Annotated in this window: 21 protein-coding genes and 1 pseudogene; 8 read left to right on the forward strand and 14 right to left on the reverse strand. The window is 60.1% G+C overall.

Going from position 1 to position 26,042, the window contains the following annotated elements:
• Positions 1–46: 46 nt before the first annotated feature.
• A complete protein-coding gene (locus tag QCL51_RS16140) occupies positions 47–424 on the reverse strand; it encodes a RidA family protein (RefSeq protein ID WP_021785520.1) in 378 nt (125 codons plus the stop codon).
• A 12-nt stretch (positions 425–436) separates the two neighbouring features.
• The gene (locus QCL51_RS16145) at positions 437–1,573 is read right to left on the reverse strand and encodes an FAD-dependent oxidoreductase (protein ID WP_338443734.1); all 1,137 of its coding nucleotides are present in this window, start codon (positions 1,571–1,573) and stop codon (positions 437–439) included.
• 114 nt (positions 1,574–1,687) lie between these two features.
• On the opposite strand from QCL51_RS16145, the gene QCL51_RS16150 reads away from it, so the two are divergent.
• The gene (locus QCL51_RS16150) at positions 1,688–2,281 is read left to right on the forward strand and encodes an XRE family transcriptional regulator (RefSeq protein ID WP_021785522.1); all 594 of its coding nucleotides are present in this window, start codon (positions 1,688–1,690) and stop codon (positions 2,279–2,281) included.
• Between the two features lie 124 nt (positions 2,282–2,405).
• Complete coding sequence (locus QCL51_RS16155) at positions 2,406–3,191, forward strand: sulfite exporter TauE/SafE family protein (RefSeq protein WP_021785523.1); 786 nt, start codon at positions 2,406–2,408, stop codon at positions 3,189–3,191.
• Positions 3,192–3,194: 3 nt separating this feature from the next.
• Here the strand turns inward: QCL51_RS16155 and QCL51_RS16160 are convergent, their stop codons facing one another.
• From QCL51_RS16160 to QCL51_RS16175, 4 genes are all read right to left on the reverse strand, one after another.
• Entirely contained in the window at positions 3,195–3,734 is a 540-nt protein-coding gene (locus QCL51_RS16160; RefSeq protein ID WP_021785524.1) for a histidine phosphatase family protein, read from the reverse strand.
• Between the two features lie 116 nt (positions 3,735–3,850).
• Positions 3,851–6,085, reverse strand: coding sequence for a TonB-dependent siderophore receptor (locus QCL51_RS16165; RefSeq protein WP_021785525.1), 2,235 nt, complete (start codon positions 6,083–6,085; stop codon positions 3,851–3,853).
• Between the two features lie 451 nt (positions 6,086–6,536).
• Positions 6,537–7,235 (reverse strand): type 1 glutamine amidotransferase domain-containing protein, encoded by a 699-nt coding sequence (locus tag QCL51_RS16170; RefSeq protein ID WP_338443735.1) that lies wholly within the window; start codon positions 7,233–7,235, stop codon positions 6,537–6,539.
• Positions 7,236–7,312: 77 nt separating this feature from the next.
• A complete protein-coding gene (locus QCL51_RS16175) occupies positions 7,313–7,936 on the reverse strand; it encodes a TetR/AcrR family transcriptional regulator (protein WP_021785527.1) in 624 nt (207 codons plus the stop codon).
• Positions 7,937–8,038: 102 nt separating this feature from the next.
• Here QCL51_RS16175 and QCL51_RS16180 point away from each other — a divergent pair, with 102 nt between their 5' ends.
• Both QCL51_RS16180 and QCL51_RS16185 read left to right on the forward strand, forming a co-directional pair.
• A complete protein-coding gene (locus QCL51_RS16180; protein WP_021785528.1) occupies positions 8,039–9,475 on the forward strand; it encodes a coniferyl aldehyde dehydrogenase in 1,437 nt (478 codons plus the stop codon).
• 265 nt (positions 9,476–9,740) lie between these two features.
• The gene (locus QCL51_RS16185) at positions 9,741–10,643 is read left to right on the forward strand and encodes an acetoacetate decarboxylase (ADC) (protein ID WP_338444894.1); all 903 of its coding nucleotides are present in this window, start codon (positions 9,741–9,743) and stop codon (positions 10,641–10,643) included.
• 61 nt (positions 10,644–10,704) lie between these two features.
• Here the strand turns inward: QCL51_RS16185 and QCL51_RS16190 are convergent, their stop codons facing one another.
• Positions 10,705–11,145: a MerR family transcriptional regulator gene (locus QCL51_RS16190; protein ID WP_021785530.1), complete on the reverse strand. Its 441-nt coding sequence runs from the start codon at positions 11,143–11,145 to the stop codon at positions 10,705–10,707.
• A 315-nt stretch (positions 11,146–11,460) separates the two neighbouring features.
• Here QCL51_RS16190 and QCL51_RS16195 point away from each other — a divergent pair, with 315 nt between their 5' ends.
• Entirely contained in the window at positions 11,461–12,393 is a 933-nt protein-coding gene (locus QCL51_RS16195) for an NAD-dependent epimerase/dehydratase family protein (RefSeq protein WP_103444050.1), read from the forward strand.
• 176 nt (positions 12,394–12,569) lie between these two features.
• Here QCL51_RS16195 and QCL51_RS16200 read toward each other — a convergent pair whose 3' ends face one another.
• The 4 genes from QCL51_RS16200 to QCL51_RS16215 all read right to left on the reverse strand — a co-directional run bounded on the left by QCL51_RS16200 (position 12,570) and on the right by QCL51_RS16215 (position 17,584).
• The gene (locus tag QCL51_RS16200) at positions 12,570–13,508 is read right to left on the reverse strand and encodes a 2-hydroxyacid dehydrogenase (RefSeq protein WP_021785532.1); all 939 of its coding nucleotides are present in this window, start codon (positions 13,506–13,508) and stop codon (positions 12,570–12,572) included.
• A complete protein-coding gene (locus QCL51_RS16205; RefSeq protein WP_021785533.1) occupies positions 13,505–14,872 on the reverse strand; it encodes an MFS transporter in 1,368 nt (455 codons plus the stop codon). The genes QCL51_RS16200 and QCL51_RS16205 overlap by 4 nt, the downstream gene beginning before the upstream one ends.
• Before the next feature lie 82 nt (positions 14,873–14,954).
• Positions 14,955–16,538, reverse strand: coding sequence for an aldehyde dehydrogenase (NADP(+)) (locus QCL51_RS16210; protein WP_021785534.1), 1,584 nt, complete (start codon positions 16,536–16,538; stop codon positions 14,955–14,957).
• A 101-nt stretch (positions 16,539–16,639) separates the two neighbouring features.
• Complete coding sequence (locus tag QCL51_RS16215) at positions 16,640–17,584, reverse strand: LysR family transcriptional regulator (RefSeq protein ID WP_021785535.1); 945 nt, start codon at positions 17,582–17,584, stop codon at positions 16,640–16,642.
• Between the two features lie 114 nt (positions 17,585–17,698).
• On the opposite strand from QCL51_RS16215, the gene QCL51_RS16220 reads away from it, so the two are divergent.
• Genes QCL51_RS16220 through QCL51_RS16230 form a run of 3 tightly spaced genes read left to right on the forward strand, consistent with a single transcriptional unit; the run spans position 17,699 to position 22,137 of the window.
• Positions 17,699–18,877 carry a fumarylacetoacetate hydrolase family protein gene (locus QCL51_RS16220; protein ID WP_021785537.1) on the forward strand — a complete coding sequence of 393 codons (1,179 nt, stop codon included), beginning with the start codon at positions 17,699–17,701 and terminating at the stop codon, positions 18,875–18,877.
• Positions 18,878–18,929: 52 nt separating this feature from the next.
• On the forward strand, positions 18,930–20,318 hold the full coding sequence (locus tag QCL51_RS16225) for an MFS transporter (protein WP_021785538.1): 1,389 nt from the start codon (positions 18,930–18,932) through the stop codon (positions 20,316–20,318).
• Positions 20,319–20,349: 31 nt separating this feature from the next.
• The gene (locus QCL51_RS16230) at positions 20,350–22,137 is read left to right on the forward strand and encodes an IlvD/Edd family dehydratase (RefSeq protein ID WP_021785539.1); all 1,788 of its coding nucleotides are present in this window, start codon (positions 20,350–20,352) and stop codon (positions 22,135–22,137) included.
• A gap of 117 nt (positions 22,138–22,254) precedes the next feature.
• On the opposite strand, the pseudogene QCL51_RS16235 reads toward QCL51_RS16230, so the two are convergent.
• The 3 genes and pseudogenes from QCL51_RS16235 to QCL51_RS16245 form a co-directional block, all read right to left on the reverse strand.
• Positions 22,255–22,668, reverse strand: a pseudogene (locus tag QCL51_RS16235) (isochorismatase family protein); the annotation flags it as partial.
• Positions 22,669–22,678: 10 nt separating this feature from the next.
• On the reverse strand, positions 22,679–23,113 hold the full coding sequence (locus QCL51_RS16240) for a universal stress protein (RefSeq protein ID WP_103444045.1): 435 nt from the start codon (positions 23,111–23,113) through the stop codon (positions 22,679–22,681).
• A gap of 67 nt (positions 23,114–23,180) precedes the next feature.
• A complete protein-coding gene (locus tag QCL51_RS16245; RefSeq protein ID WP_338443742.1) occupies positions 23,181–25,916 on the reverse strand; it encodes a cation-transporting P-type ATPase in 2,736 nt (911 codons plus the stop codon).
• Between the last annotated feature and the right edge of the window lie 126 nt (positions 25,917–26,042).

The raw sequence follows: 26,042 nt of genomic DNA on the forward strand, positions 1-26,042 counted from the left end.
AGCCCATCACGACACACGGTCGCCTCTACACGGGCGCTTTGCCCGGTCAGGCGTCGCCGACGAACGCCTGCACTTCGATCTCCACATCCACGCCCAGGGCCAACGCCGAAGCCACGGTGGAGCGCACCGGTAGCGCCGCGCCGAAGAACGTCTTGTACACCTCGTTGAAGCCGGCGAAATGGCGCATGTCCGACAGCCAGACCGTGACCTTTACCACCTGGTCGAAACGCGCACCACAGGCCGCCAGGCTTTCGGCGATGCGCTCGCAGGCAGCACGGGTCTGAGTCTGGATATCACCGCGCACCACTTCGCCGTCGGTGTTCATCGGCACCTGCCCGGAGAGGAACAGAAAGCCACCGGCCTTTACCGCGCGGGAAAACGGGAACGGCAGGCTACTGGGGAAACGCTGAATGTCATTGCTCATGGGATGCTCCTTTCAGGGTTGCTGGAAACGGGCCGGGGACAGGCGATCGGGCGCCACGCCCTGGCTGACAAGGTCGGGACACAAGGGCTGGCCCAGCAGCAGATCGGCGGCCAGGCGCGAGGCGCCCGCTGCCGACTGGATGCCATAGCCTCCCTGGGCCGCCAGCCAGAAAAACGCGGGTGCATGCGCATCGAAACCGATCACCAGGTCGCCATCGGCAACGAACGAACGCAGCCCGGCCCAGGTGTGGCTGGGGCGGCGGATCGCCAGGGTGGTCATGGCTTCAATGTTGTAAATACCCAAGGCCACGTCGAACTCCTCGGGCGCGGCATCCTGTGGCTCAACCGGGTCGGCATTGGCTGGCGACCCCAACAGTTGGCCGGCATCAGGCTTGAAGTAGAAGCTTTCATCGACGCCAATCACCGCCGGCCAGCGGGCAAAGTTTTGCTCTGCCGGGCCGGGGAAGGTGAAGGCGCTACGGCGGCACGGTTGCAAGCCGGTACGCGCCACCCCGCACTGCTCGGCCACACGGTCCGCCCAGGCCCCTGCAGCATTGACCAGGCGGCGGGCCTGCAGCCGGCTGCCATCCGCCAACTCCACCTGCCACATGCCGTCCAGGTACCAGGCCTTGATCAGCTCGGCGTTACAGCGCAGTTCACCGCCAGCAGTGCGATAACCACGCAAGAAGCCTTGGTGCAAGGCATGTACATCAAGGTCCATCGCACCCGGCTCAAGCACCGCGCCGGCCAAGGCTTCGCCACGCAAGCTGGGTACCAGTGCCAAGGCCGCGTCCCGGTCAAGCAGGCTGACTTCTGTGCCATTGGCCAGGTTCTGCGCGTAGGTTTGCTCAAGCAGTTCACGCTGCTCCAGGCCGGCCACATACAGACAACCTCGCGGCTCCAGCAGCGGGTGCTCGCAGAAGCCCGGCGGTGGCGCTTCGTAGAAGGCCCGGCTGGCGCGGGTCAGCGCCTGGATCTGTGGGGTGCCGTAAGCCTCCATGAACATGGCCGCCGAACGCCCGGTGGAATGGTAGCCAGGCTGCGATTCACGCTCGAGCAACAGCACACGCTGCTCGCCGGCCAGGCGATAGCCCAGTGAGGCGCCGGCAATGCCAGCACCGATGATCAGGGTGTCGTAGGTCGGGGTCATGCACGCTCCTGCCAGCCAATTATCATTTATGAGAATTCTAATATATGAGAATTTAGAAATGCGCAAGTGTCCAAGGTAAGATGCCCGACCACCGCCGCATGCCGAGATCCCTGAATGCCCGCAGCTCTACCCCAGCTTGACCGTGCCGTCGTCGGCCAGCGTCTGCGCCAGGTGCGCAAGGCTCGCCAGATGACCCTCAAGCAATTGTCCGAAGCCAGTGGCGTGCCGCTGTCCACGTTGTCGAAGATGGAACTGGCGCAGGTGTCGGTCAGCTATGAAAAACTCGCCGCTGCTGCGCGGGCGCTGAATGTCGATATTGCCCAGCTGTTTCGCGCCAGTGGTACGGTCAGCGCGCCGGTGCCGGTGACCGTGGTGGTCGATTCACTGCCCGCTGCGGCGGGCTATTCGACCGGCACCTACGACTATTATCCGATTGCCGGGGACTTCCCCGGACGGTGCATGACACCGGCCTATGCCCGCATCATGGCCCGCGAGCGCGGCCAGTTCGACGACTTTATCCGCCACCCCGGGCAAGAATTCGCTCTGGTGCTGAGTGGGCGCGTGCGCATCGAGTTCGAGACCGGAGAAGCGGTGAGTATCGGGCCGCAGGAGACGGCGTATTTCGACAGCCAGGTGGGCCACATCTACCTGTCGGAAAGCGATGACGGTGGTGATGCCCATGTCATGGTAGTGATGACTGATCGTTGATCGGGCGCACCTGCCAAGGCAAGCGCGGTTATAACCTAATAACGAACAAGTCTATTTGGCTATAAAAAAATCTATATGCTGACTGGCATCCGATAACGGGCAAAGTTGGGCAGTCGAGTAGCGTATGGATGTAGGTTCTTTCGGTTTTACCATTGCTGGCCTGGTCGTGGGCTTCATCGTCGGTATGACCGGCGTCGGTGGCGGCTCGCTGATGACCCCGATCCTGTTGTGGTTTGGCATCCACCCGGCGACCGCTGTCGGCACCGACCTGCTGTATGCAGCGATCACCAAGGCCAGTGGTGTCTGGGTGCACGCGCGCAACAAGAACATCGACTGGAAGATCACCGGCCTGCTCAGCATGGGCAGCGTGCCCGCAGCGGCGCTGACCCTGTGGTTCCTCAGCACCCTGCACACCGATACCTCGGCGCTCAACGCCATCATCAAGCAAGGCCTGGCGGTGGTGCTGATCCTGACCGCGCTGGCCATCCTGTTCAAATCGCGCCTGCAGGCCTTCGCCAGCCGCCACGCCGGTGATCACTACCACCTCAGCAACCGCAGCCTGAACACCCTCACAGTGCTGACCGGCGTGGTGCTTGGGGTAATGGTCACCCTCACCTCCATCGGTGCTGGCGCCCTGGGTACGGTGGCGCTGTTCCTGCTGTACCCGTTCCTGGTCACCCGTCGCCTGGTCGGTACCGAAATTGCCCACGCCGTGCCACTGACCTTGGTAGCAGGCCTGGGCCACGCGGGCATGGGCAACATGGATTGGTCGCTGCTGGGCTATCTGCTGCTGGGCTCGCTGCCGGGCATCTATCTGGGTAGCCACCTCACCGGGCGAATTTCCGACCGCGTGCTGCGCCCTTGCCTGGCAGCGATGCTGCTGCTGATCGGTTACAAGCTGGCGTTCTGAGCCTTAGCCCAGGCGCAACCGCCACTGCCCGGTAAAGCTCAGTTCCAGGCGTGACAACGGCAGCACGTCGATACGCTGCCCGGCACTCAACGGACACCCTAGCACCTGTACCAGCATGGCCCGTATAACCATCGGGTGGGTCACCGCCAGCCAGTCACCCGGCCTGTCGAAGGCCGCCAGCCAGGCGGCCAGGCGCTGGCATAGCGCAGTGAACGACTCGCCACCATGCACGGCACTGGCCGGATCCTGCAGCCATTCTGCCAACGCCTGCGGTTGCTCGGCTTGCAGCTGTTTCAGCGACAAACCCTGCCAACGCCCGAGGTCACAATCGGCCAATCCCGGCTCGATCTGTACCGCCCCCGTTAACCACGCCGCCGTCTCGCAGGCCCGCCGCTCTGGCGCACTCAGCAACTGCGCGCCTGAACGGTCGGCGCCTGACTCTTGCTCTAGCGGCAGGATGCCATCGTCAGAATGGTGCAGGCGCCCGGTCTTCTGGGCCTGGGTCAGGGCATGGCAGATCAGGGTCAGGCGGACGGCTTTCACCAGGCATTTCTCGCAGCGGGCTGGGGCGCATGGTTTAGCATGCTGCGAGACTTTTGGCTGCAACAATGTCGTCGACCCGACTTGCCCGCGTATGGGCCGCACAGCAGCCCCTCGGATCAGAAGCTGATATTCAGCGCAGCAAACAACGCCCTGCCCGGCTGGTTATACGTGTTTGCCCCCGAGCTGCTGGCATTGCCGCCACGCAGGATCTGCTTGTCGAACACGTTGTTCACACCTACACGCACATCGTAGTTGGCGTTGAACCTGTACCCGGCGCTCACGTCCACCAGGCCATAGGCCTCGACGTCCTGCTGGGCGGTCTTGTCGTAGTCCTGCTGGGTGCGGTAGTTGTAGGTCGGTGATTTCTGCTTGCCGAAGTAAGTACCTGCCAGCTGGAATGACAATTGTTCGGTGGCGCGCCAGTCGAGGCTGGTGTTGACGGTGTATTCCGGGATCACCGACAGCGGCTCGCCCGTTTCGCGATTATCGTTGTCGAGCATCCAGGTCAGGTTGGTGTTCCAGTCCAGGGTCGGAGTCACCTCGATGAAGAAGTTGCCTTCGACACCTTCCACCCGCGCCTTGCCAGCGTTGTCCCACTGCGTCACGCGGCTGCCGGTACCTATGGTGTAAAGCACATCGGTATCACCGATGATCTTGTTCTTGTAGTCGTTGCGGAAGTAGGTGGCACTGGTGCGCCAGGTACCACGGTCGTACAGCAGGCCGATTTCCTTGTTGACGCTGATCTCGGGCTTGAGGTCGGCGTTGCCCTGCAGGTAACAGCCACCATTGTTGGTCTGTTGCACGCTGCAGCCATTACCGCGGCTGTACAGCAGGTAGTTGGGGTTGGACTGGTACAGGTTCGGAACCTTGTAGGCACGGGCGATGCCGCCTTTTACCGACAGCGCTTCGGTGAGCTTGTGCGACAGGTTCAGGCTGGGGCTGAAGTTGTCACCGAAGGTTTCGTGGTGGTCGAAACGCAGGCCCGGCGTAAGGGTGGTGTCGCCAACGATGATGTTGTCTTCGACAAACAGCGCATAGCTGCGTGCGGTCATCTTCGAGCTGCTGCGATCGAAGCCGACAAGGCCGTCATTGTTGGCGGGGTCGGAGCTTTGCGGGCGCAACGAACCTTGGTCGTTGAGGGCTTCGTACAGGTACTCGCCGCCCACGGTAAGCACATGTTCTGCGCTGCCCATGGCGAACGGCAGGTTCACTTCACTGCTCAAACGTGTGTTGCGCAAACGTGACATGGCCCCACCTTCGTCGTTGGGGGCACCTTCGGTGCGGCCTGCCAGGCCCTCGTTCAGGCGCCAGTTGCGCACGTACTCGTAGGCCAGCGTGGTCTTGCTGGTACCCCAGGTGAAATCACCGAGGTGGGTCAGGTCGTAAGTACTGCGCTGCATCACGTTGGTTTCGTGGCCGTAGAGGCTGGAGACGAAGTCGACGTCGCCGCCGCCGTTGCTGTTCATGGTGTCACCGGCAAAAATGTTGCCCTGACGGCTGTAGCCGGCACTGGCTTCCAGGCGGTGCTCGTCGTTCAGTTTCCAGCTCAGCAGGCCGTTGATGTCCTTGTTGCGCACCCCCTCCCGCCCCGCTACCAGGGCGCTGGTGGCATGCCCGGCGTTGATGTCCAGATCGTCGGCGTCAGTCTTGGCCAGGCCGCCGTACAGGCGGAAACCAAGGTTATCGGTCAGGCCGCCACCTAGGTTGAAGTTGGCTCGGCGGCTGGCGCCTTCCGCGCTGTCTTCGGGCAGCTGCGTGTACAGGCTGACGCTGCCTTTCAGCTCGTCGGAAGGGCGCTTGGTGATGATGTTGACCACCCCGCCCATGGCGCCGGAGCCGTAGCGTGCGGCGGCCGGGCCACGCAAGATCTCGATGCGCTCGACCGCTTCGGCCGGCACCCAGTTGGTTTCACCCCGAGTATCACGGTCACCGTTCCAACCATAGCGCACGGCGTTACGCGCACTGGATGGCTTGCCGTCGATGAGGATCAGCGTGTTTTCCGGGCCCATGCCGCGCAGGTCGATCTGGCGGTTGTTTCCGCGTGCGCCACTGGCACTGTTGCCGGTCAGGTTAACCCCAGGCTCGCGACGGATGATGTCGGACAGGTCATTGGCTGGCGGGTGGCGCTTGATGTCTTCGGCGGTGATGATCGACGTGCCCAGGGCCTGTCGCGCCTCGCGCTCGGCGGTGATCAGGGTGTCCTGGATCACCAGTGCGTTGTCGGCGACGGGCACTTCCAGTACCTCACCCGCACGTCGCTCCTCGGACTCTGCCGCGGTCGCCATCATGGCCGGCGACGCCAGCGCGACGAACGCCAGGGCCAGGCTGTTGGGTGAAGTTCTGCACTGCATGGGTACATCTCCTGCGATTCATGAGCGAAAAGGCACATCCCTGTCGGAAACCGGGAGCCCTCGCCCACCGGCCCCGCACACTCAGTCTGGCGGCCAACAGGGTTGGTAAATATAGAGAATCGCAAATGCGAGTAAATCTTACTTACGAAGTTTACATGTTTGTAACTGAACTTTGCTGAACCCTGATCTTTGGCATCGCGAGGCTTACCCGCCCCGCTGTGAGAGCAACTGTCTTGCTCAACATTTGAAAGGCGTGCGCGGTCGCCTGCAGGCGCAGGTTTACCCGCGAATAGGGTGGCGGCGGCAATAGTGAACGGCTGGTGGAAATTGCCGGCAGGCCTGGCCCTTTCGCGGGTGAACCCGCTCCTACAAAGGCCTGTGCCGAATCACCGAAGTGTCAGCCGTACCACTCTATGGCGAAGACGTCGCTCCTCTCGTTAAGCGAGGGATCTCACGCAGCCTTCCGCTGGAGCAGTGCAGCTACCTGCTCGGCAGTTGCTTTGGCAGATTGTGGGTTCTGGCCTGTCACCAAGCGGCCATCGACGACCACATTGGAAGTGAATGGCAAGAGTGCTTTCTCGTAGCGCGCCCCACGGCGTTTCATTTCTTGCTCGGCATTGTATGGGACCTTGCTCGCCACGCCCGCCAGCACTTCTTCGATCCAGGCATAGCCCGTCAGACGACGCCCCTCGACCAGGAGACGACCATCAGACAGCCGAGTATTGAGCAACCCGCAATAGCCATGGCAAACCGAAGAGACAACGCCACCACGCTCGTAGATCTCGCGGGTCAGTCGCTGCAAACCATCGTCCTCAGGGAAGTCCCACATCACCGCATGGCCACCGGTAAAATAGATGGCGTCGAAGTCTGATGACACTAACGCTTGCGGACTTGAGGTGTTGGCAAGACGTGCCATTGCCGCCGGGTCGTTCAACCAGGCTTTGGCCGTGCCATCGAGCAATGGCCACTTGAGCGAACGCGGCTCGAGTGGGGATTTTCCACCCTGCGGGCTCACCAAGTGCTGTTCGTAACCTCTGCCAGCGAACACATGCCAGGCATGCGTCAGCTCACTCAACCACAACCCCGTGGGATGACTTGGGTCGCTGTAATGGGCAACGTTGGTAACGACGTGCACGATGCGTTTGGTCATGCCTGAGTACCTGATCGTAGGTGGTTGGGCCAAGCATCGCCTTCATACGGGCGAGCAGTTCTCTGTAGAGTCGCAGGTCATCGAGCCGTCTGGTCACTGACCAACCCGTCAAGCAAGGTCGTCAAGGCATCCTCGATGGCATGGTCGCCGACCTTCGCCGGCACCAACCGGCTATCGATCGAAAGCAGGGTCAACCCGTGAAGGTGCGCCCAGCTTGCGGTGGCCTGTCCCAAGGCAGAACGGGCGCGGATCGTACCCTCCTCCTGACCACGCTCCAGCACCTCGATCACCAGGTAGAACGGTGCCTGGGCTCGGGGGTCGACATGGATCTGCGCGGGGTCTCCCGCCTGTGTCGAAAACATCAACCTGTACAAATCCGGATTTTCCTCGCCAAACGCCAGGTAGGCGTAGGCCATCGCCCGCAAGCGCTCTGGTGCTGACATCGCTGGCCCCATCGCGTCTTGCATCGCCGCATTCAATCGCTCGAAGCCCAGTAGCGCCAACTCGTGGAGCAGCGCCCCCTTGTCCGGAAAATGCCGATATGGCGCCGAGTGGCTCACCTGGGCTCGCCGGGCTATTTCGCGCAAGGTGAATTGCCAGCCTTGCTGTTCTTTCAGGGTTGCCAAAGCAGTGTCGATGATGGTGCGGCGCAAATCGCCATGGTGGTAGGGCTTTGCTTCGCAAATTTCATCGGCTGACATACGGCTGCTCCCCTCATGTTGACAGTGAAAACATTGTCTTCCTATGATCGGCGGAAATCAAGTTTACAGTGTCTACATTGCAATAACCTTGAGAGGTGCAAGATGACTATCGCCGCAACGTCCATCCCGGCTATCTACGCCGCAACCACGCTGGAGCAGCAGCGTCGTGCGTTTCTCAATGACGGGCCACCCGGTTTTGAGCGACGCAAAACCAACCTGGTCAAGTTGCGCGCGGCTGTGCTTGCCCATCGCCGCGACGTGGAAGAAGCGATCAGCGCCGATTTCGGCAACCGCTCAAGGCATGAGACAGACATCATGGAACTGCTTGGCGTGGTCCAGTCGATCGACTACCTGCTGCGGCACCTGCGCCGTTTCATGAAACCCGAGCGTCGTCACGTCGCGGCGTTTCACCGCACTGGCCGCGCGCATGTGGAGTACCAGCCCAAAGGCGTGATCGGCGTCATGGCGCCGTGGAACTACCCAATAGCGTTGACCTTCATCCCCCTGGCCACCGCACTGGCGGCTGGCAATCGGGTGATGATCAAGCCCTCCGAACTGACGCCACGCACCAGTGAGCTGATTCAGCGCATTCTGGTGGGCAGTTTTACCGTCGAAGAGGTGGCGGTGATACTCGGCGGCCCTGAGACAGGCGCAAGCTTCAGCGCTCTCCCCTTCGACCACCTATTGTTCACCGGCAGTACCCAGGTTGGCCGGATGGTAATGCGGGCGGCGAGTGACAACCTTGTGCCGCTGACCCTTGAACTGGGCGGCAAAAGCCCTGTGATCGTGGCCCCAGGGCATGCCGGACGCAGCACCCTCGACAGCATCGTCTTCGGCAAACTGGCCAACGCCGGCCAGACCTGCGTGGCACCGGACTACGCGCTGGTCCATGAGGATGACCTGGATGAATTCATCTCCCAGTACTGTGCGGCTGTCGCCCGTGGTTATCCGCAAGGCCCGACTAGCCCGGACTACACCTCCATCGTCAGCGACAGGCACTACACGCGGTTGCAGTCGCTGGTCGAAGACGCCCGCACCAGGGGCGCCAAGGTGATCGAGACTGGCGTGACGCCAGAGCGCGCGACAGAGCGACCGCGGACACTGGCTCCGGTGCTGATCGTGGGGGCTGGTGACGATGCACGGGTCATGCACGAAGAAATCTTCGGGCCTTTGCTACCCGTGCGTACCTACCGCTCCCTCGACGAAGCTATTGGCTATATCAATGCCAGGCCACGTCCGCTGGCGCTCTACTACTTCGGCAATGTGGGGGCCGACAGCGAAGCGCTGCTCAGGTGCACCACCTCCGGCAACGTCGGCATCAACAACACCCTGATGCACGTCGCGGTGGACGACCTGCCGTTCGGGGGCGTGGGTCCCAGTGGCATGGGGGCTTACCACGGTATCGAGGGTTTTCGCTCGATGAGCCATGCCAAGGGCGTGTTCGTCCAAGGTCGCTGGAACTTGCCAAAGCTGCTCCGGGCACCATTCGGAAAACTGGCTGATTTTGCCCTCGCCTTCACCCTGCGGCCCCGCCCCTGACACCACGCCCAGTAGCTGGAAAAGCGGGTCTTTGGCGCCTTGACATTAAAGTTAAGTTTAAAGTTAAGGTGCATGTGTAAGGTCCATCTAGTTCGCCGCCAAGCGAGATGCCTGGTCGCATTCATCAATGCGTGATGCAATTCACCGGAGAGACTGAAAAGTGAAACTCGGAACCGTCGCCGCAGTGGCAGGTGCACTCCTGACCCCCATCGCCAACGCCACCCTGGCGGACACGACCGGCATCCCCAAACATGCCGAAACCGCGATGATAGAGATCGCAGGCCACCAGGTACCCGTCGTCAAAGGCGGTTTGTACGACCGATACCGCTCCAACCCTCCCCTGTCGGTGATCCAGGCCGAAGCGCCAGGCATGGACCTCAGTTGGTTCAAAGGCCTGGAAAAGACCAAGGTCGATATGGGCTTCGAGTCGTACTCGCCCAACTTCTACTACAAGAACAGCCGGTTTACAGCCGTTTACACCGCAGACCTCGATCGCCTGCGCGAGCTGATGCCTGCCGAAGTACTCAAGCAGGTTCAACCCTTGCAAGTTTGGCCGGGCCGCGGCCTGATCGCTTTCACGGCTTACACCTACGATTATTGCGACAACGACAGCTACAACGAAATTGCCTTGTCGATCATCACCAACAAACCAGGCAAGTCCAATCTCGGGCCATTCAGCTTGATCGGGCAATCCATGTCCAAGGACTTCTGGGGCTACGTGCTCAAATTGCCGGTAAATACCGAGCTTGCCCGTGTCCGTGGCGTAGTGGGCTACAACCTGCCGAAATGGCTGACAGAGATCAACCGCCGAGAGGACGCCGCGACCGTATCCTATGACATCGTCGACGCGCAGACTGGCAATATCGATGTCGTCTTTAGGGTAAAAAAGCTCGAGGACGTATCCAATGAAGCCGGCCTGGTGACTAACAGCTTCACCAACCTCGATCATGCTGGACAGCTGAGTTATGGCTATGCGACGTCTCGGCAGACCCGTCATGGATCGAGCATGAGCGCTGACTCGGCTCACCTGGTGCTCGGCGACGGTAGCCTGTCGACGTACATCCGTTCTTTAAAGTTGGGCAAGATGGTGAAATACGAATACGTGCCCGAGTTCCAGAGCGCCCTCTATGCTCCAAAGCCGCTGGCAGCATTAAATAGCGGTAACTGAACGCTCTATCAGCGCCGGCCCCTGGGCCGGCGCCCTGCTCCGCATCAGACGCTGGCATGCTTCACTTGGCAGGTGAAGCGCCCACCTTGTTCAAAGCGATGTCTTCGCGCAGACGGCCAAGCACCCGTTGGGTGTTGTCTACGCACGGCATGCCGTCTGGCTTGCTTTCAATGCCGTCGATCACCATCAGCAACTGTTCCTTGTTGCGAGCCAAGCGTTGCTGCAGCACCTCGATCTCCTCGACCTTGCGCTTCAACCCGGAAAGTAGCTCGTCATGACGCCAACCTTGCGAACTCATCGGCAACAGGTGCCGGATTTCTTCCAGGGTAAACCCTGCTGCCTGGGCGCTGGTGATCATCTCCAGTATCCAGACGGCATCATCGGAATAGTCGCGGTAGCCATTGGCCTTGCGCTCAACTGATTGAATCAGCCCACTTGCCTCGTAGAAACGAATGCGCGAAGCGGCAAGACCCGTGATTTTCGCAAGCGCTCCAATCCTCATACCACACCTTCACAGAAGTTCTGACCTTAAAGCTCACTTTAACCCCCCGGGGCACCCGAGAGCCAACTTCGATTACGGATCTCCAATCGTGGGCCTGATCAAATCGGCCCAACCCGCCATCCCGCGCCTAGTCTTACGATAAGGACTTGACCTTAAAGTTTACTTTAAGCCTAAGGTAAATACCTGGGCTACATGGACTTTGCTGTACCGCGCCCAAGGGCGGCAGCCACAGCGTCGCGCCCGGCATACGTAAACGGGCCATCATCATCGCAGTTAGTAGAGAGAAACCTTCTACCGAGGTTTCCAGGAGACCAAATGCAAACCGTTTTAGGCGCAACTGGCCAGATCGCCATAGAGCTGGCACGGGAACTGAACCGGACATTTACCGAAGATATCAGGCTGGTCAGCCGTAATCCGCGCAAAGTCAGCGACTCTGACACGCTGATTGCGGCGGACCTGCTAGACGCCAGCCAGGCGGCCAAGGCCGTAAAGGGTAGCAGCATCGTTTATTTCACGGCCGGACTCCCGCCAGATACACAGCTTTGGGAAACGCAGTTTCCAGTAATGCTGCGGAACGCGCTTGATGCGGCTCGCGCATCCGATGCCAGCTTCGTCTATTTCGACAACACGTATATGTACCCGCAGGATGACCGTCTGCTGACGGAGAACACGCCCTTCGAACCGGTCGGTCGTAAAGGGCAGGTTCGTGCGCGAATGGCATCGATGGTGTTGCAGGAGATGGCGCGAGGCGACATTCCTGTGGTCATAGGGCGAGCTCCAGAGTTCTATGGGCCCGGCAAAACGCAGAGCATCACCAATACCCTGGTCCTCGACAACATGAAGGCCGGCAAGACGCCACGCGTCCCTGTGCGAGACGATACTCAGCGAACACTCATCTGGACGCCGGATGCAAGCCGGGCACTGGCAGCGCTGGGGAACACGCCAGATGCGTTCGGGCAAACCTGGCACCTGCCCTGTGACGATGAGCGGCTGACCTACAAACAACTTGTCACGCTGGCTTCTCAGATCTCTGGCAAGGACGCTACTTATAAAATTCTAGGCAAATTGACCCTGACAGCTGTAGGCCTGATATCCAAGCAAGTTCGTGAGCTGCGGGAGCTGCTGCCACGGTACGAGCACGACAACCTGTTCGATTCTTCGAAGTACAAGCAGCGTTTTCCCGATTTCAAAGTCACGACTTACCATCAAGGGCTCACTCAGATCTTCAATGTGTCTGGTAGCTGCTGAGACGGCTCCATAGCGAGGGTTGAAGTCGATGACGCATTGGAGATGGCGGAACAAACAGAGGTCTCAAAATGTATAGCGACGGTCGAGGTATGACCGTCGCTATACGACCCAAACTGGACATCGATTTGAACAAGCAGTCATGTTCAATGGCCCAAGCTTGCCGTATTGCCTCTCCTTCAAAGTGTACTTCGACAAATCGCAGTAACGACGTAGTCCCCCATAGCCTTCCTAGCCTGCAGCGTAGCGCTGCCTATGTGCGGCTGAAGCACTACGTTATCCAGGTCAAACAAGCTGGTGGGCACTTGCGGTTCATTTACGAACACGTCCAAGGCCGCCCCTGCAAGTCGCCCATCCTGCAAGCGAGCAACCAGTTCCACTTCGTCGATCACGCTTCCCCGCGCCACGTTTACAATCACCCCTTTCGCGCCAAGCGCTTCCAGCACTGGCGCATTGACCAGGCGTGACGTCGCACTTCCTCCTGCGGCAGCGAGGATAAGAATGTCACTGTCCGCGGCCAGGCTGCCAGCGTCGGGGTAATAGGTGTAACTGCAGCCCTGCAGCTCATTGCGGTTGTGATACGCCAGCTTGACTCCGAACGGCAGTAGGCGACTGGCAATCGCTTGGCCGATACGGCCGAGACCTATGATGCCGACGCGCAGCCCTCGCAACGTGGTGCCTAGCAATGGGAATGCGGCCTCGCGCCACTGGCCCGCCCGAACGAAGCGGTCAGCCACGCAAACCTGACGCAGCAAGCTCAAGAGCAAAGCTATTGCTTGGTCCGCCACGGCATCCGTGAGGATATCGACCGTCGTCTCGACCCGAATGCCGCGGGCTTTCGCCTGGTCCAGATCAATGCAATCAACGCCCACACCGTTGACAGCGATCAATGACAGGTTGACCAGTGCGCGCATGACTGGGGTTGGCACCCCCACTACTCCGTTGGTCACCACCGCACGGAAACGTTCCGGCCGGTCGGCTAGAACAGCCTCCAGGGCATGCGAATCAAAAGCACGTACCAAGTCGAACTGCCTGGCGAGCTGACTTTCGTGCTCGTCGAGCAACGGCGCCAGCATCAGCAGGGCCTGGCGCGGGCTTGCTCCGTGATTGATGTTCATGCTGCCTCCAGGTTCAACTGCGCGCGGGGCTGCGAGTCGGGCCGCTTCAACATCGCGGCGGGGATCGCCATGATCAATGCTCCACTGATGAACAGGCACAGGCCCAAGACATAAGTGCCGTTGTTGATGTCGCCGGTGAGGTTCTCCGCCACTGCTGTAATCATCGAACCGGTGAAACCAGACAGGTTGCCGAACGCGTTGATCATGCCTATGCCTGCCGCAGCTGCGACACCTGAGAGCACCGTGCCCGGCAACGTCCAGAAGATAGGCATCAGGCTGAGCACCCCGGATGCCGCCACGGTCAGGAACACGATTGAAAGGACAACGTTGTGTGCGAAAACAGCACTCAGGATCAACCCGCAGCCACCGATGAACGCCGGGATCGCGGCATGCAGCCGGCGTTCACCAGTGCGGTTGGAGTGGCGCGCGTTGAGGAACATGGCGATCACCGCAACGCCATAAGGGATGGCGGTCAGCAAGCCGATTTCCAGGGTGCTGGTCACTCCCGCGCTCTTGATGATCGACGGCATCCAGAAGGCCAGGCCATAAAAACCTGTGTTGAACGTGAGCAAGATGAATACGAGCAGCCAAACACGTGGGCTGAAGAAGACATCTTTGAGGCGTGAAACCTTGCCGTGCTCCTCTTGCTTCAAGTTGGCTTTGAGCAGTTCCTTTTCCTGCTGGGACAACCAAGCCGCCTTGTCGATGTTGTCGCACAAGCAGCAATAAACGATGGCCGCCATGATCACCGACGGTACACCCTCGACCAGCAGCATCCACTGCCAACCGGCCATACCGTGCCAGCCATCCATGCTGGTCATGAGCCAGCCAGACAAAATGCCGCCCAGCGTCAGGCTGACAGGCATTGCCATCAGGAAACCAGACATCACCCGGCTTTGCCGATGGGTCGGGAACCAGTAGTTGAGGTAAAGAATCACTCCCGGGAAGAAGCCTGCCTCACAGATACCGAGCAGGAAGCGCAGCACGTAAAACATGGTACTGGACTCGACATGGAAGAACGCGGCAAGTGGCTGGGTAAATGCCACAGCCATGGAGATGATGGCCCAGCTCAGCATGATGCGGGCGATCCAGAACCGCGCGCCGTATCGATGCAGCAACAAGTTGCTCGGGACTTCAAACAGAAAGTAGCCCCAGAAGAAAACGCTCGCGCCCAAGGCGTAGACCGTATTACTGAACTGCAGATCCTCCAGCATGCTCAGTTTCGCGAAGCCGATATTCACCCGGTCGAGATAGGCCGCCATGTAACACAGCAACAGGACAGGCAGGATTCGTATGATTACCTTGCGATAGGTGCGATCTTCGAAAGCCTGATCGCGCATGGGGTCGACAACTTGATGAGCCATAACCAACCTCTTGGCATGTCGTGCACGCCTGATTGTTCTTATTTAGAGAGCATCGGGCACGAGTGCCCGATGGTAGTACCTGTCAGCGAATCGGTTCGCGGCTGGGCTGACCATCGACCAGCCGCAGCAGCCCTAGTGGATTGGCGTCGCGCAGGGCTTCGGGCAACAGCGCATCGGGGAAGTTCTGGTAGCACACCGGGCGCAGGAAGCGGTCGATCGACAGTGTGCCAACTGAGGTGCCACGGCTGTCAGAAGTGGCTGGGTACGGGCCGCCGTGCACCATGGCGTCGCAGACCTCGACACCGGTCGGGTAGCCGTTGACGAGGATCCGACCGGCCTTCTGTTCCAGTACCGCTACCAGTGGGGCGGCAGCGGCCAGATCGCTCTGCTCGCCGATCAGCGTGGCGGTCAGTTGCCCACCCAGTGCATGCAGTGCAGCAAGCAACTGGGCCTGGTCGGCCAGTTCTACCACCACCGTGGCCGGGCCAAAGACTTCTTCTTGCAGTAACGGCTCACCCTCGAGCAGCAACCGCGCATCCGCCGCGAACAGTTGCGGCCAGGCCTGGTTGCCCTGCTGTTCGGCACCCGCTAGATGGCGAATGCCGGGCAGTGCCTTGAGGGTAGCCACACCGTGGGCATAGCTGGCCAAGGTGCCTTTGTTAAGCATGGTTTGCGGTGACTGGTCGGCTACCTGCGCACGCATGTGTTCGACAAAGGTGCTGAATTCGGGAGAGCGCACGCCCAGTACCAAACCGGGATTGGTGCAGAACTGCCCACACCCAAGCACCACCGAGGCGACCAGCTCGCAGGCCACGGCCTCGGCGCGAACCGCCAGCGCGCCGGGCAATACCAGCACCGGGTTGATACTGCTCATTTCGGCGAAAACCGGGATCGGTTGTGGCCGCGCCGCGGCCATGTCGCAAAGGGCACGGCCGCCCTTGAGCGAGCCGGTGAAGCCAACCGCCTGAATGGCAGGGTGTTTGACCAAGGCCTCACCCACGCCACCACCGAAAATCATGTTGAACACGCCGGCAGGCATGCCACAACGCTCGGCGGCCCCTACAATCGCCTCGGCCACCCATTGCGCAGTCCCCATGTGGCCGCTGTGGGCCTTGAACACCACTGGGCAGCCTGCAGCCAGGGCTGCGGCGGTATCGCCACCGGCGGTGGAAAACGCCAGAGGGAAGTTACTGGCGCCAAATACCGCCACCGGCCCCAGGCCCATGCGGCACTGGCGGATATCCAGCCGTGGCTGCGGGGTGCGCTGGGGCTGTGCGCGGTCGATACGCGCACCGGCGAAATCACCTCGGCGCAACACAGAGGCAAACAACCGCAACTGACCGCTGGTCCGCGCCCGCTCGCCCAAGATTCTTGCTGCTGGCAAGGCGGTCTCGCTACATACGGTATCAATGAAGTCATCGTCCAGCGCATCCAGCGCATCGGCAATGGCATCGAGGAATTCGGACCGGCGCAGAGCGGGCAACGCCCGGTAGATCGGATAGGCAGCGGCAGCGGCTAGAGCAGCCGCATCCACTTCTTGCTCGGTAGCTTGGAAAAACGCACCAGGTAGCGCCTGCCCGGTGTGCGCATCCACGCTATGCAATGAAGCAGTCCCGGTAGCACGGCGGCTACCGCCGATGAATTGTTGGCCTGCAAATGAAGTCATGAAGGGTCCCTTCGCGTCGCGTAAGACAGTGGGCACTAATCTATGCGGCTCTGCGATTCTTGCCCAATGGCTTTTGGGGATCATCTGATAACCGCTTGTTATCAGTCCAACTGCACCCTTCGTGCGTTGGCCAGCAGTATCTCGGCAAACTCCAACGCCGCGCCGGTCAAGGGCTCGCCTTTGCGGGTCAAGATGCCGTAATCCTGGGGATCCAGGTGCAGCGGCGTATCGAGGTTGATAAGTACCCCGCTGGCAAGATGTGGCTCGACCATCGCCTGGGGCAGCATGCCGATCATCGGGCCGCCCAACAGCACCTTGAGGAAGGTCTGCATCGAAATGGTGTCGATGGTGTTGCGCGGCACCGCGACCCCGGCCTCGGCGAACGCGCGTTCCATGCGACCACGAATTGGCGTGCCCTTCGGGTAGAGGATCCACGGCCACTCGAGCAACTGAGGCAGCGTCACCGGCCCGGCATCGCTCAAAGGATGCTGGTCGTTGACCACGAAGCAGAACGGCTCCGGCGCCAGCGGCTGGAAGTCGAAGCGCTGGTGCTGCGCCACATCGGTGAATCGTGCTACCGCCAGGTGCAGGTTCTTGTCCTCCAGCATCGCCATGAGATGGTCGCTGGTCTGCTCCACCACCTCAATCGATAGCAACGGCTTGCGCTGCTTTATCTCGACGATGGCTTCTGGCAGCGCTACGGCGGTGGCGGCAAAGATGCCGCCAATCTTCAGATGCCCGTGGCCGCCTTGGCGCAGGCTGTCGATCTGGTCGACGAAGGTGCGCGCATCATTGAGTGCGACCTGGGCATAGCGCACCACCTGCTCGCCCAGGGCGGTGGGCGGCATGCTGCGTGGCAGACGCTCGAACAGGGCGAAGCCGAGCAGGTTCTCGATCTCCTTGAGCATCTTGCTGATCGCCGGCTGGCTGAGGTTCATCTGCTGAGCTGCCAGATGCATGTTGTGTGTGCGACCGAGTGTGTCGATGAGCAGAAGGTGGCGGAATTTAAGCCAGTTGCAGACGTGAGAAAAAGATAGGTCCGACATGAATCCACCTTGGGGCAATAACCACATGTTATCGAATAGTGAAAAGATGCCATTGGAGTTTATCGCACGGTTTGCCCTAGCGTTCAGCTTTCAGATCCAGGAGACCTAGATGCCATGCCGATAACGCTCACTTCCGCTAATACTCTTCCCGAGGACAACCTGGCCGGCACCCTTGTCGGCCGCGCCTGGACGCCCGGTGAACCCGGCGGCCCCTCGCCGATAGTGTTGCGTAATGACGGTGTGTTCGACCTCTCCGAACGCTTCGCCACCCTCAGTCAGTTGCTTGAGCATGAAGATCCGCTACAGGCAGTACGCAGCACGCCGGGCCAGTTTCTGGGTAGCGTCGAGGCGCTGCTGAGCAACAGCGGTGCCGCCTTCGATGCCAGCAAGCCCTATCTGCTCGCGCCAGTCGACCTGCAAGTCATCAAAGCCGCAGGCGTGACATTCGCCGCCAGCATGATCGAACGGGTGATCGAGGAGCAAGCCGGCGGCGACGCCAGCAAAGCCGAAGCGGTGCGTGCCACAGTACGCACGGTGATCGGTGACAACTTGCGTGCGGTGCGGCCAGGCTCTCAACAGGCAATGGCGTTGAAAGCACTGCTGCTGGAAAAGGGAATGTGGTCCCAATACCTGGAAGTCGGGATCGGTCCGGATGCGGAAATCTTTACCAAAGCACCTGTGCTGGCTGCTGTCGGCAGCGGCAGCGCAATCGGCGTGCACCCGAAATCGGCATGGAACAACCCCGAACCGGAGGTGGTGCTGGCGGTCGACAGCCGCGGCCGGATTCATGGCGCGACCTTGGGCAACGACGTCAACCTGCGCGACTTCGAGGGCCGCAGCGCACTGCTGCTGAGCAAGGCCAAGGACAATAATGCCTCTTGCGCCGTCGGCCCGTTCATTCGCCTGTTCGATGAGACCTTCGACTTGGACACTGTGCGCCGCTGCGTGGTCGATCTGGAAGTCCAGGGTCGCGATGGCTACCGCCTGCTTGGCAGCAGTTCGATGGACCAGATCAGCCGCGACCCCGAAGATCTGGTGCGGCAGACCCTCAACGAAAATCATCAGTACCCAGACGGCTTCATGCTGTTTCTCGGCACGCTTTTCGCCCCCACCGAGGACCGCGACCAGCCGGGTGCCGGCTTCACGCACAAACCCGGCGATCACGTGCGCATTGCCAGCCCGTTTCTGGGCCAACTGCATAACCAAGTCACGACAAGCGACCAAGCTCGCCCTTGGACCTTCGGTCTCGGCGCGATGATGCACAACCTAGCCGCTCGAGGACTCCTGAAGTAGCAACACTCAGGATTTCCGCCGGGCCCATAACAACAAAAAAGCGAGGCAAGACATGCAAACCCAAGCCAAGGACGCCGTGCCCGACCCGCGTCAGCTGCGCCGGGCGATCTATACCGGCGCAATCGGCAGTGCTCTGGAGTACTACGATTTCGCCATTTATGGGCTAGCCGCGGCGCTGGTCTTCGGCCATATATTCTTCCCCACCCTCGGCACCACAGGCGCCTTGCTCGCCAGTTTCGCCACCTATGGCGCAGGATTCTTGGCGCGACCGTTCGGCGGGCTTTTCTTTGGCTCATTGGGTGACCGCAAAGGGCGCAAGCTGGTCTTGTTGCTGACCATCGCCCTGATGGGTACCGCTACTACCCTGATCGGCCTGCTACCGACTGGCGCCACGGGTGCTGTGCTACTGGTACTGCTGCGCCTGCTGCAAGGTTTTGGTGCGGGTGCCGAACAGACCGGCGCGGCGACACTCATGGCCGAACTGGCTCCGCGTGAGCGACGAGGGTTCTATGCCGCCCTGCCCTTCATTGGGGTATTCAGCGGCCTGGCCCTTGCCACTATCACTTTCCGCGTGATGCAGAGCTCGCTGACACAGGAAGAGTTGCTCGACTGGGGCTGGCGGATCCCCTTCCTGGCCAGCGTAGTGCTGATATTCATGGCCATCTGGATCCGCCTCAAGCTCAAGGAAAGCCCGGTGTTCCAGCAGCTCAGCCAGAACCAGCAAGTGATCGAATCGCCGATGCGCGCCGTGCTGCGTAATGCACGTCGGCCACTGGCAGCGACTACGTTGATGCGCATGGCCGAAACAGGCTGCTCGACCCTCTATGCCACTGTATCCATCGCCTTCCTTACCGGTTTCGCCAGCAGCCATCTCAGCGAGGAAGGTGCCAACCTGGCCACCATTGGTACCAATGCGGTGCTCGTCGCCAGTATCCTCAGCGTATTCACCACCCCATTGTTCGGCGCTCTGTCCGATCGTATCGGACGCCTGGCGGTGTACCGTGGCGGCGCATTGTTCGGCGCGTTATGGGCATTCCCCTCGTGGTGGATGATCGACAGCGGCAATTCGACATTGGTGTACATCGCGGTGATAGGTGGCTTCACTCTGGCTGCAAATAGCATGCTCGGGGCACAGTGTGCGCATTTCACCGAACTGTTCGGCAACCGCTACCGCTACTCCGGTGTGGCTCTGTCCCGAGAAATCGGCGCGATGCTGTCCGGCGGCGTAGCGCCGCTGCTGGGCATATTCCTGGTCGGTCTGGCCGGTGGTGCCTACTGGGTGCTGGCGCTATACACCCTGGCGCTGACTGGGCTGACCTTGATCGGCACCTGCCTGTCCATCGAAACCCGTGGCCGCGACCTGACGGCGCTGGACGACGCAGTGGGAAGTGCTGCTTCATCCCAACACAACCATTTAGGCGTCGGTGTGCCGCAACGCTAACCAGTGGCCAAAAAATACAAGAGAGATCGATATGACCGATACCCCAAAACGCTCGCTACGCAGTCAGCAATGGTTCGACGACCCGAGCCACGCCGACATGACTGCGCTGTACGTGGAGCGTTACATGAACTACGGCCTGACCCGCGCTGAACTGCAATCGGGGCGGCCGATCATCGGCATCGCCCAGACCGGAAGCGACTTGACGCCCTGCAACCGCCATCACCTGGAACTGGCTCAGCGGGTCAAGGCCGGTATCCGTGATGCGGGCGGCATTCCGATGGAGTTCCCGGTACACCCGATCGCCGAACAGAGCCGTCGGCCCACCGCCGCGCTCGACCGCAACCTGGCGTACCTGGGACTGGTGGAGATCCTCCACGGCTACCCGCTGGACGGTGTGGTGTTGACCACCGGCTGCGACAAGACCACTCCAGCTTGCCTGATGGCCGCCGCCACCACCGACCTGCCGGCCATTGTGCTGTCCGGCGGACCAATGCTAGACGGCCATCACAAGGGCCAACTGATCGGCTCGGGCACGGTGCTGTGGCATGCGCGCAATCTGATGGCTGCCGGCGAAATCGACTACGAAGGCTTCATGGAAATGACCACCGCTGCTTCACCGTCGGTAGGCCACTGCAACACCATGGGCACGGCGCTGTCGATGAACGCCCTGGCCGAAGCCCTGGGCATGTCGCTGCCCGGTTGCGCCAGCATCCCCGCGCCCTATCGGGAACGCGGGCAAATGGCCTACGTCACCGGCAGACGCATCTGCGAACTGGTAATGCAAGACGTACGCCCCTCATCGATCATGACCCGCGAAGCATTCGAGAACGCCATCGCAGTAGCCTCGGCCCTTGGCGCCTCAAGCAATTGCCCGCCCCACTTGATCGCCATTGCCCGGCACATGGGCATCGAGTTGTCGCTCGACGACTGGCAGCGCATCGGTGAAGACGTGCCGCTGCTGGTCAACTGCATGCCGGCCGGCAAGTACCTGGGCGAAGGTTTCCACCGTGCCGGCGGCGTACCGGCGGTGATGCACGAGCTGCGCAAGGCCGGTCGCCTGCATGAAGCCTGCGCTACGGTAAGCGGCAAGACCATCGGCGAGGTGGTCAGCGACACCGTCACCAGCAACCGCGACGTTATCCTGCCGTTCGACGAGCCACTCAAGCACAGCGCTGGTTTCATCGTTCTCAGCGGCAATTTCTTCGACAGCGCGATCATGAAGATGTCGGTAGTCGGCGAAGCCTTCCGCAAGACCTACCTGTCCGAGCCAGGCAAGGAAAACAGCTTTGAGGCGCGGGCCATCGTGTTCGAGGGCCCCGAGGACTACCACGCCCGCATCGACGACCCAGCACTGGACATCGACGAGCGTTGCATCCTGGTGATCCGTGGCGCCGGCACCGTGGGTTACCCGGGCAGTGCTGAAGTGGTCAACATGGCGCCACCGGCGGCGCTGATCAAAAAAGGCATCGACTCGTTGCCGTGCCTGGGCGACGGTCGCCAGAGCGGCACCTCGGCCAGCCCGTCGATTCTTAACATGTCGCCGGAAGCGGCGGTCGGGGGCGGCCTGGCACTCCTTCAGACCAATGACTTGCTGCGTGTCGACCTCAACCAGCGTCGCGTCGACCTGCTGGTAGACGATAACGAAGTGGCGCGCCGTCGCGCTGCCTGGAAGCCGAACATCCCAGCCTCTCAGACACCGTGGCAAGAGCTCTACCGCCAATTGGTCGGGCAGTTGTCCACCGGTGGTTGCCTGGAACCGGCCACCCTGCACATGCGTGTGATCGCCCGTGAAGGTGGGACGCCGCGGCATTCCCATTGAGCGGCCTTTAGGACTTGGGTCTGCCACCGTATCGAGTAAAGGTGGCAGATCCACGGTTGGGTTCGATGAGTTGCTCAGGATGGCAAGTAAAGTGCATTCCTGTAGTTTCGGGCTCCGCTAGAAGTTCCACTCCTCAGCCCGAACTAGCCGGCAGAACGGCCCGTCAAGCGTTGCATTGTGATGGGCAACGATGTCCTTAGCTTTCATCATTGGCGTGTCTGAACAGGTATGACCTTCGGCGACAAGTACCGCATCAAAGCCAAGGTCACGAGCAGCACGGCAGGTGCTGTCTACACAGTATTGAGTTTTCATGCCAGTGATGACCACACCGGTAGCCCCGCGAGACCGCAAATTGTCCGCCAGGCCAGTCATTTCGAAGGCGTTGGCTCGCCGCTTTTCGAATACCACCTCTCCACCCAGAAGCTTCAGTTCTTGCGCAACCATCGTCAACGGGCTGTCTGGTTCGATTGGAGATCCCGCAGGCCCGATGTGGCGCGCGAGAAAAATCGGAGCGCCAGCGCTGCGTGCCTTGTCCGATCTCTTATTTGACCAAGGTGATGGGTAAATCCGAGAGCTGAATCACCTTTGCCGCGACAGACCCCAGAAAAATCCCTGCCAAAAAACCATTGCCATGCGAACCCAGGATGATGCTGTCACATCCAAGGAAATGCGCACATGCCACAATTTGACTGGCTGCATCGCCTTGCAAGCTATGGAGTGTGAATGCAATCCCTTCTTGCTTCAGAAGCACCTCAGCCTTTCGTGAATCCTCGGCACTTCTATCCCCATAGTAGCGATCACGCTCATCCTCGCTCATGCCATTTGCGATTCGAGTGGGTAAAAGTGGCTGTACATTCAACAGATGTACCTCAACATTACCGCCCAGCAACCCACCCTCTTGGATAAGCCCAATAAGGTAACGCACGGCGCGTTCCGAATGCTCGGAACCATCGACCGCAACCAGTATTTTGTGCATGTTCCAAATCCTCTTTCAGGTCATGAAGGTGCTTGTCGTTCCGGGTGCCGCCAGCATTCAACCCGTTCTACTCGGACAAGCGGATTCGAATCTGTTTTTCTATCTCGATAACCGCAAATAGCGCAACGCCAACCCCGATGATCAGCAAGCCATCAAGGAAGGGGATTGCCTGCGTTGCAAATACCTTTTGCAGCGGTGGCGCATACGTGATGGCGAACTGAGCGAAGGTAATCACCATGACGGTGATCCACACGACCTTGGTGCCGCGAATACCCTTCCAGGTAAGCGATGTGCTGTAGAGGTTACGGATGAAGAACAGGTGGAATATTTCCATCACGACTAACGTGTTCACCGCGAGGGTTCGGGCCAACTCAACGGAGTAGCCTCGGTCGAGGGCATAAGAAAAAATGCCATAAACACCGCAGAGGAAAAGAATGGAAACAAGCACCATATGCCAGACCAAGGCTGCGCTTATGAGTGGTTCCTTACGTGAACGGGGCGGCCTGAGCATGGTGTTTTCTTCGGTGGGCTCGAACGCGAGCGCGATGCCGAGGGTCACTGCGGTTATCAGGTTGATCCACAGAATCTGTATCGGCGTCACCGGCAGCGTAATGCCGAGGAGCAGCGCGACAATGATGGTCATGGTCTCGCCTGCGTTGGTAGGCAGCGTCCAGCTCAACACTTTCTTGATGTTGTCATAGACTGTTCGGCCTTCGCGTACTGCAGCGACGATGGAGGCGAAGTTGTCATCGGCCAACACCAGGTCTGCGGCCTCCTTGGCGGCCTCACTGCCTTTTCCACCCATGGCTATACCGGCGTCTGCACGCTTTAGCGCCGGTGCGTCGTTAACGCCATCACCGGTCATGGCCACGGTCATGCCGTTCGATTGCAGCAGCATTACCAACCTGAGCTTATGTTCGGGGCTGGTGCGAGCAAAAATGTTGATGCCCTTTACCGCCTCCTTGAGGGCGGCATCGTTCATGGCGTCCAGGTCCACCCCAGTCAGCACCTTGTCGGGATTTTGCAAGCCTATCTGGCGACCGATAGCGGCGGCGGTACCGTCATGATCGCCAGTGATCATTTTTACGGCAATGCCCGCTTTTTGGCATTGCTGAACCGCCTTTAACGTCTCGGGTCTAGGTGGATCAATCAGACCGACCATGCCCAGCAACGTCAACTTTCCTTGCACGTCCCCGAACGCCAACACGGTGTGCTCGGGCCGAACCGGCCTTACTGCAAACGCCAATACACGCTGCCCCTTGGCAGCAATGGCGTTCGCCTTTGCGTGCCAGTAGTCCACATTGAGCGGTTCAGTCTCGCGAGTGCTTGCAAGCTGATGCGTGCACATGGCCAGTAGCTGCTCTGGCGCGCCTTTCACGTAGATGGAGGCATGTCCATCATGATTGTGATGCAGTGTCGCCATGAAGCGGTGTTTAGCGTCAAACGGTATGGCATCAGTGCGGGGCCAAGCCCGACGATCCTCATTTCGATCAATTCCGGTTTTCCCGGAGAATGCCAGCAATGCCCCCTCCATCGGATCACCTTCCACCGTCCATACATCGTCATGCAGGCGCAGTACGGCATCGTTGCAAAGACCTGCTGCTCGTCCCAGTTCAGACAGCTTGGGGTGAGACGATAGGTCAATTAACTGATCGGCAAGACTGATGCTTCCCGCGGGCTGATAACCCGTGCCATCGACCGTGAAGACCAGATCGTTCGTGACGACCGTTGCCACCATCATTTCGTTGCGGGTCAGTGTACCGGTCTTGTCAGTGCAGATGACGGATACCGAGCCTAGTGTTTCGATGGTAGGCAGACGGCGCACGATGGCGTTACGTCGAGCCATTGCCCGAACGCCCACGGCCAGCGTAATGGTAAGGACGGCAGGCAGACCTTCAGGTATCGCCGCTACCGACATCCCCACCACGACCATGAAGATCTCGTTGAAGGCGTAGTGCCCGACATAATGGCCGAACACGAGCAATAAGCCGCCCACTAACAAAATCAGGATCGTCAGCCAGCGGGCAAACACGTTCATTTGCTGCACCAGCGGAGTGGTCAGCGTTTCTACACCTGCAAGCAGAGTGCTGATGCGTCCGATCTCGGCTGCTGCTGCGGTCGCCACTACAACGCCTGTTGCTTGTCCGCAAGTCACGAGCGTACCGCTGAACGCCATGCAAGTTCGATCACCCAAAGCTGCGTCAAGGGGCACTGATTGGGTATGTTTTTCTACGGGTACGGATTCACCGGTAAGAATGGCTTCCTGAATGTGAAGCCTGTTCGCGTGCAGCAAGCGTAAATCAGCAGGGACTTTGTCTCCCGCCTCCAGCAATACGATATCGCCCGGTACCAGTTCCTCACCCGCAATACTCAAGCGTTCGCCTGCGCGAATCACTGCGGCGCGCGGTGCCAGCATCTGCCGGATAGCATCCATCGCCTTTTCTGCTTTGCCTTCCTGAATGTAGCCAATGATTGCGTTTGCAATTACCACCGCCAGGATCACTACCGTATCCCACAGATGTTGCAGCATCGCGGTAATCGCAGCGGATCCTAAAAGCACGTAAATCAGGATGTTGTGAAATTGCAGCAAGAATCGAAACCAGGCCGGGCGCCGTGCTGCCTGTGGCAGGCGATTGAAACCAGCGCGGTCAAGACGGGCTTGAACCTCGGCAACCTCCAGTCCGACATGCGCATTGACCTCGAGCAGGTTTGTCACCTGCTCGGCTGCCAGGGTGTGCCAGGCCACGGAATGCGCAGGGATTGGTGTTTGCTCAACGACTGCGTCGACCACCGGCGTTTTCAATGAGACTCCCCTGTGCGCACAGCTCGACTGTAACGGGCTTAGGTGGACATGAGCGGTCGTCGCTGTATCAGCATGCTGATAAATCGCTCGTCACGCTTAGGTTCTCTTTGCCATCTAGCTGATACG

It is taken from the genome of Pseudomonas sp. LTR0 (assembly GCF_036630035.1).
In the GTDB taxonomy this organism is placed as follows: Bacteria; Pseudomonadota; Gammaproteobacteria; order Pseudomonadales; family Pseudomonadaceae; genus Aquipseudomonas; species Aquipseudomonas putida_Y.

Coding starts and splice junctions, on each gene's coding strand:
- QCL51_RS16220 (WP_021785537.1), top strand. CDS start 17,699: ATGCCGATAACGCTCACTTCCGCTAATACTCTTCCCGAGGACAACCTG.
- QCL51_RS16200 (WP_021785532.1), bottom strand. CDS start 13,508: ATGAACATCAATCACGGAGCAAGCCCGCGCCAGGCCCTGCTGATGCTG.
- QCL51_RS16230 (WP_021785539.1), top strand. CDS start 20,350: ATGACCGATACCCCAAAACGCTCGCTACGCAGTCAGCAATGGTTCGAC.
- QCL51_RS16185 (WP_338444894.1), top strand. CDS start 9,741: ATGATAGAGATCGCAGGCCACCAGGTACCCGTCGTCAAAGGCGGTTTG.
- QCL51_RS16195 (WP_103444050.1), top strand. CDS start 11,461: ATGCAAACCGTTTTAGGCGCAACTGGCCAGATCGCCATAGAGCTGGCA.
- QCL51_RS16225 (WP_021785538.1), top strand. CDS start 18,930: ATGCAAACCCAAGCCAAGGACGCCGTGCCCGACCCGCGTCAGCTGCGC.
- QCL51_RS16205 (WP_021785533.1), bottom strand. CDS start 14,872: ATGGCTCATCAAGTTGTCGACCCCATGCGCGATCAGGCTTTCGAAGAT.
- QCL51_RS16145 (WP_338443734.1), bottom strand. CDS start 1,573: ATGACCCCGACCTACGACACCCTGATCATCGGTGCTGGCATTGCCGGC.
- QCL51_RS16215 (WP_021785535.1), bottom strand. CDS start 17,584: ATGTCGGACCTATCTTTTTCTCACGTCTGCAACTGGCTTAAATTCCGC.
- QCL51_RS16190 (WP_021785530.1), bottom strand. CDS start 11,145: ATGAGGATTGGAGCGCTTGCGAAAATCACGGGTCTTGCCGCTTCGCGC.
- QCL51_RS16175 (WP_021785527.1), bottom strand. CDS start 7,936: ATGTCAGCCGATGAAATTTGCGAAGCAAAGCCCTACCACCATGGCGAT.
- QCL51_RS16165 (WP_021785525.1), bottom strand. CDS start 6,085: ATGCAGTGCAGAACTTCACCCAACAGCCTGGCCCTGGCGTTCGTCGCG.
- QCL51_RS16155 (WP_021785523.1), top strand. CDS start 2,406: ATGGATGTAGGTTCTTTCGGTTTTACCATTGCTGGCCTGGTCGTGGGC.
- QCL51_RS16170 (WP_338443735.1), bottom strand. CDS start 7,235: ATGACCAAACGCATCGTGCACGTCGTTACCAACGTTGCCCATTACAGC.
- QCL51_RS16240 (WP_103444045.1), bottom strand. CDS start 23,113: ATGCACAAAATACTGGTTGCGGTCGATGGTTCCGAGCATTCGGAACGC.
- QCL51_RS16180 (WP_021785528.1), top strand. CDS start 8,039: ATGACTATCGCCGCAACGTCCATCCCGGCTATCTACGCCGCAACCACG.
- QCL51_RS16140 (WP_021785520.1), bottom strand. CDS start 424: ATGAGCAATGACATTCAGCGTTTCCCCAGTAGCCTGCCGTTCCCGTTT.
- QCL51_RS16150 (WP_021785522.1), top strand. CDS start 1,688: ATGCCCGCAGCTCTACCCCAGCTTGACCGTGCCGTCGTCGGCCAGCGT.
- QCL51_RS16210 (WP_021785534.1), bottom strand. CDS start 16,538: ATGACTTCATTTGCAGGCCAACAATTCATCGGCGGTAGCCGCCGTGCT.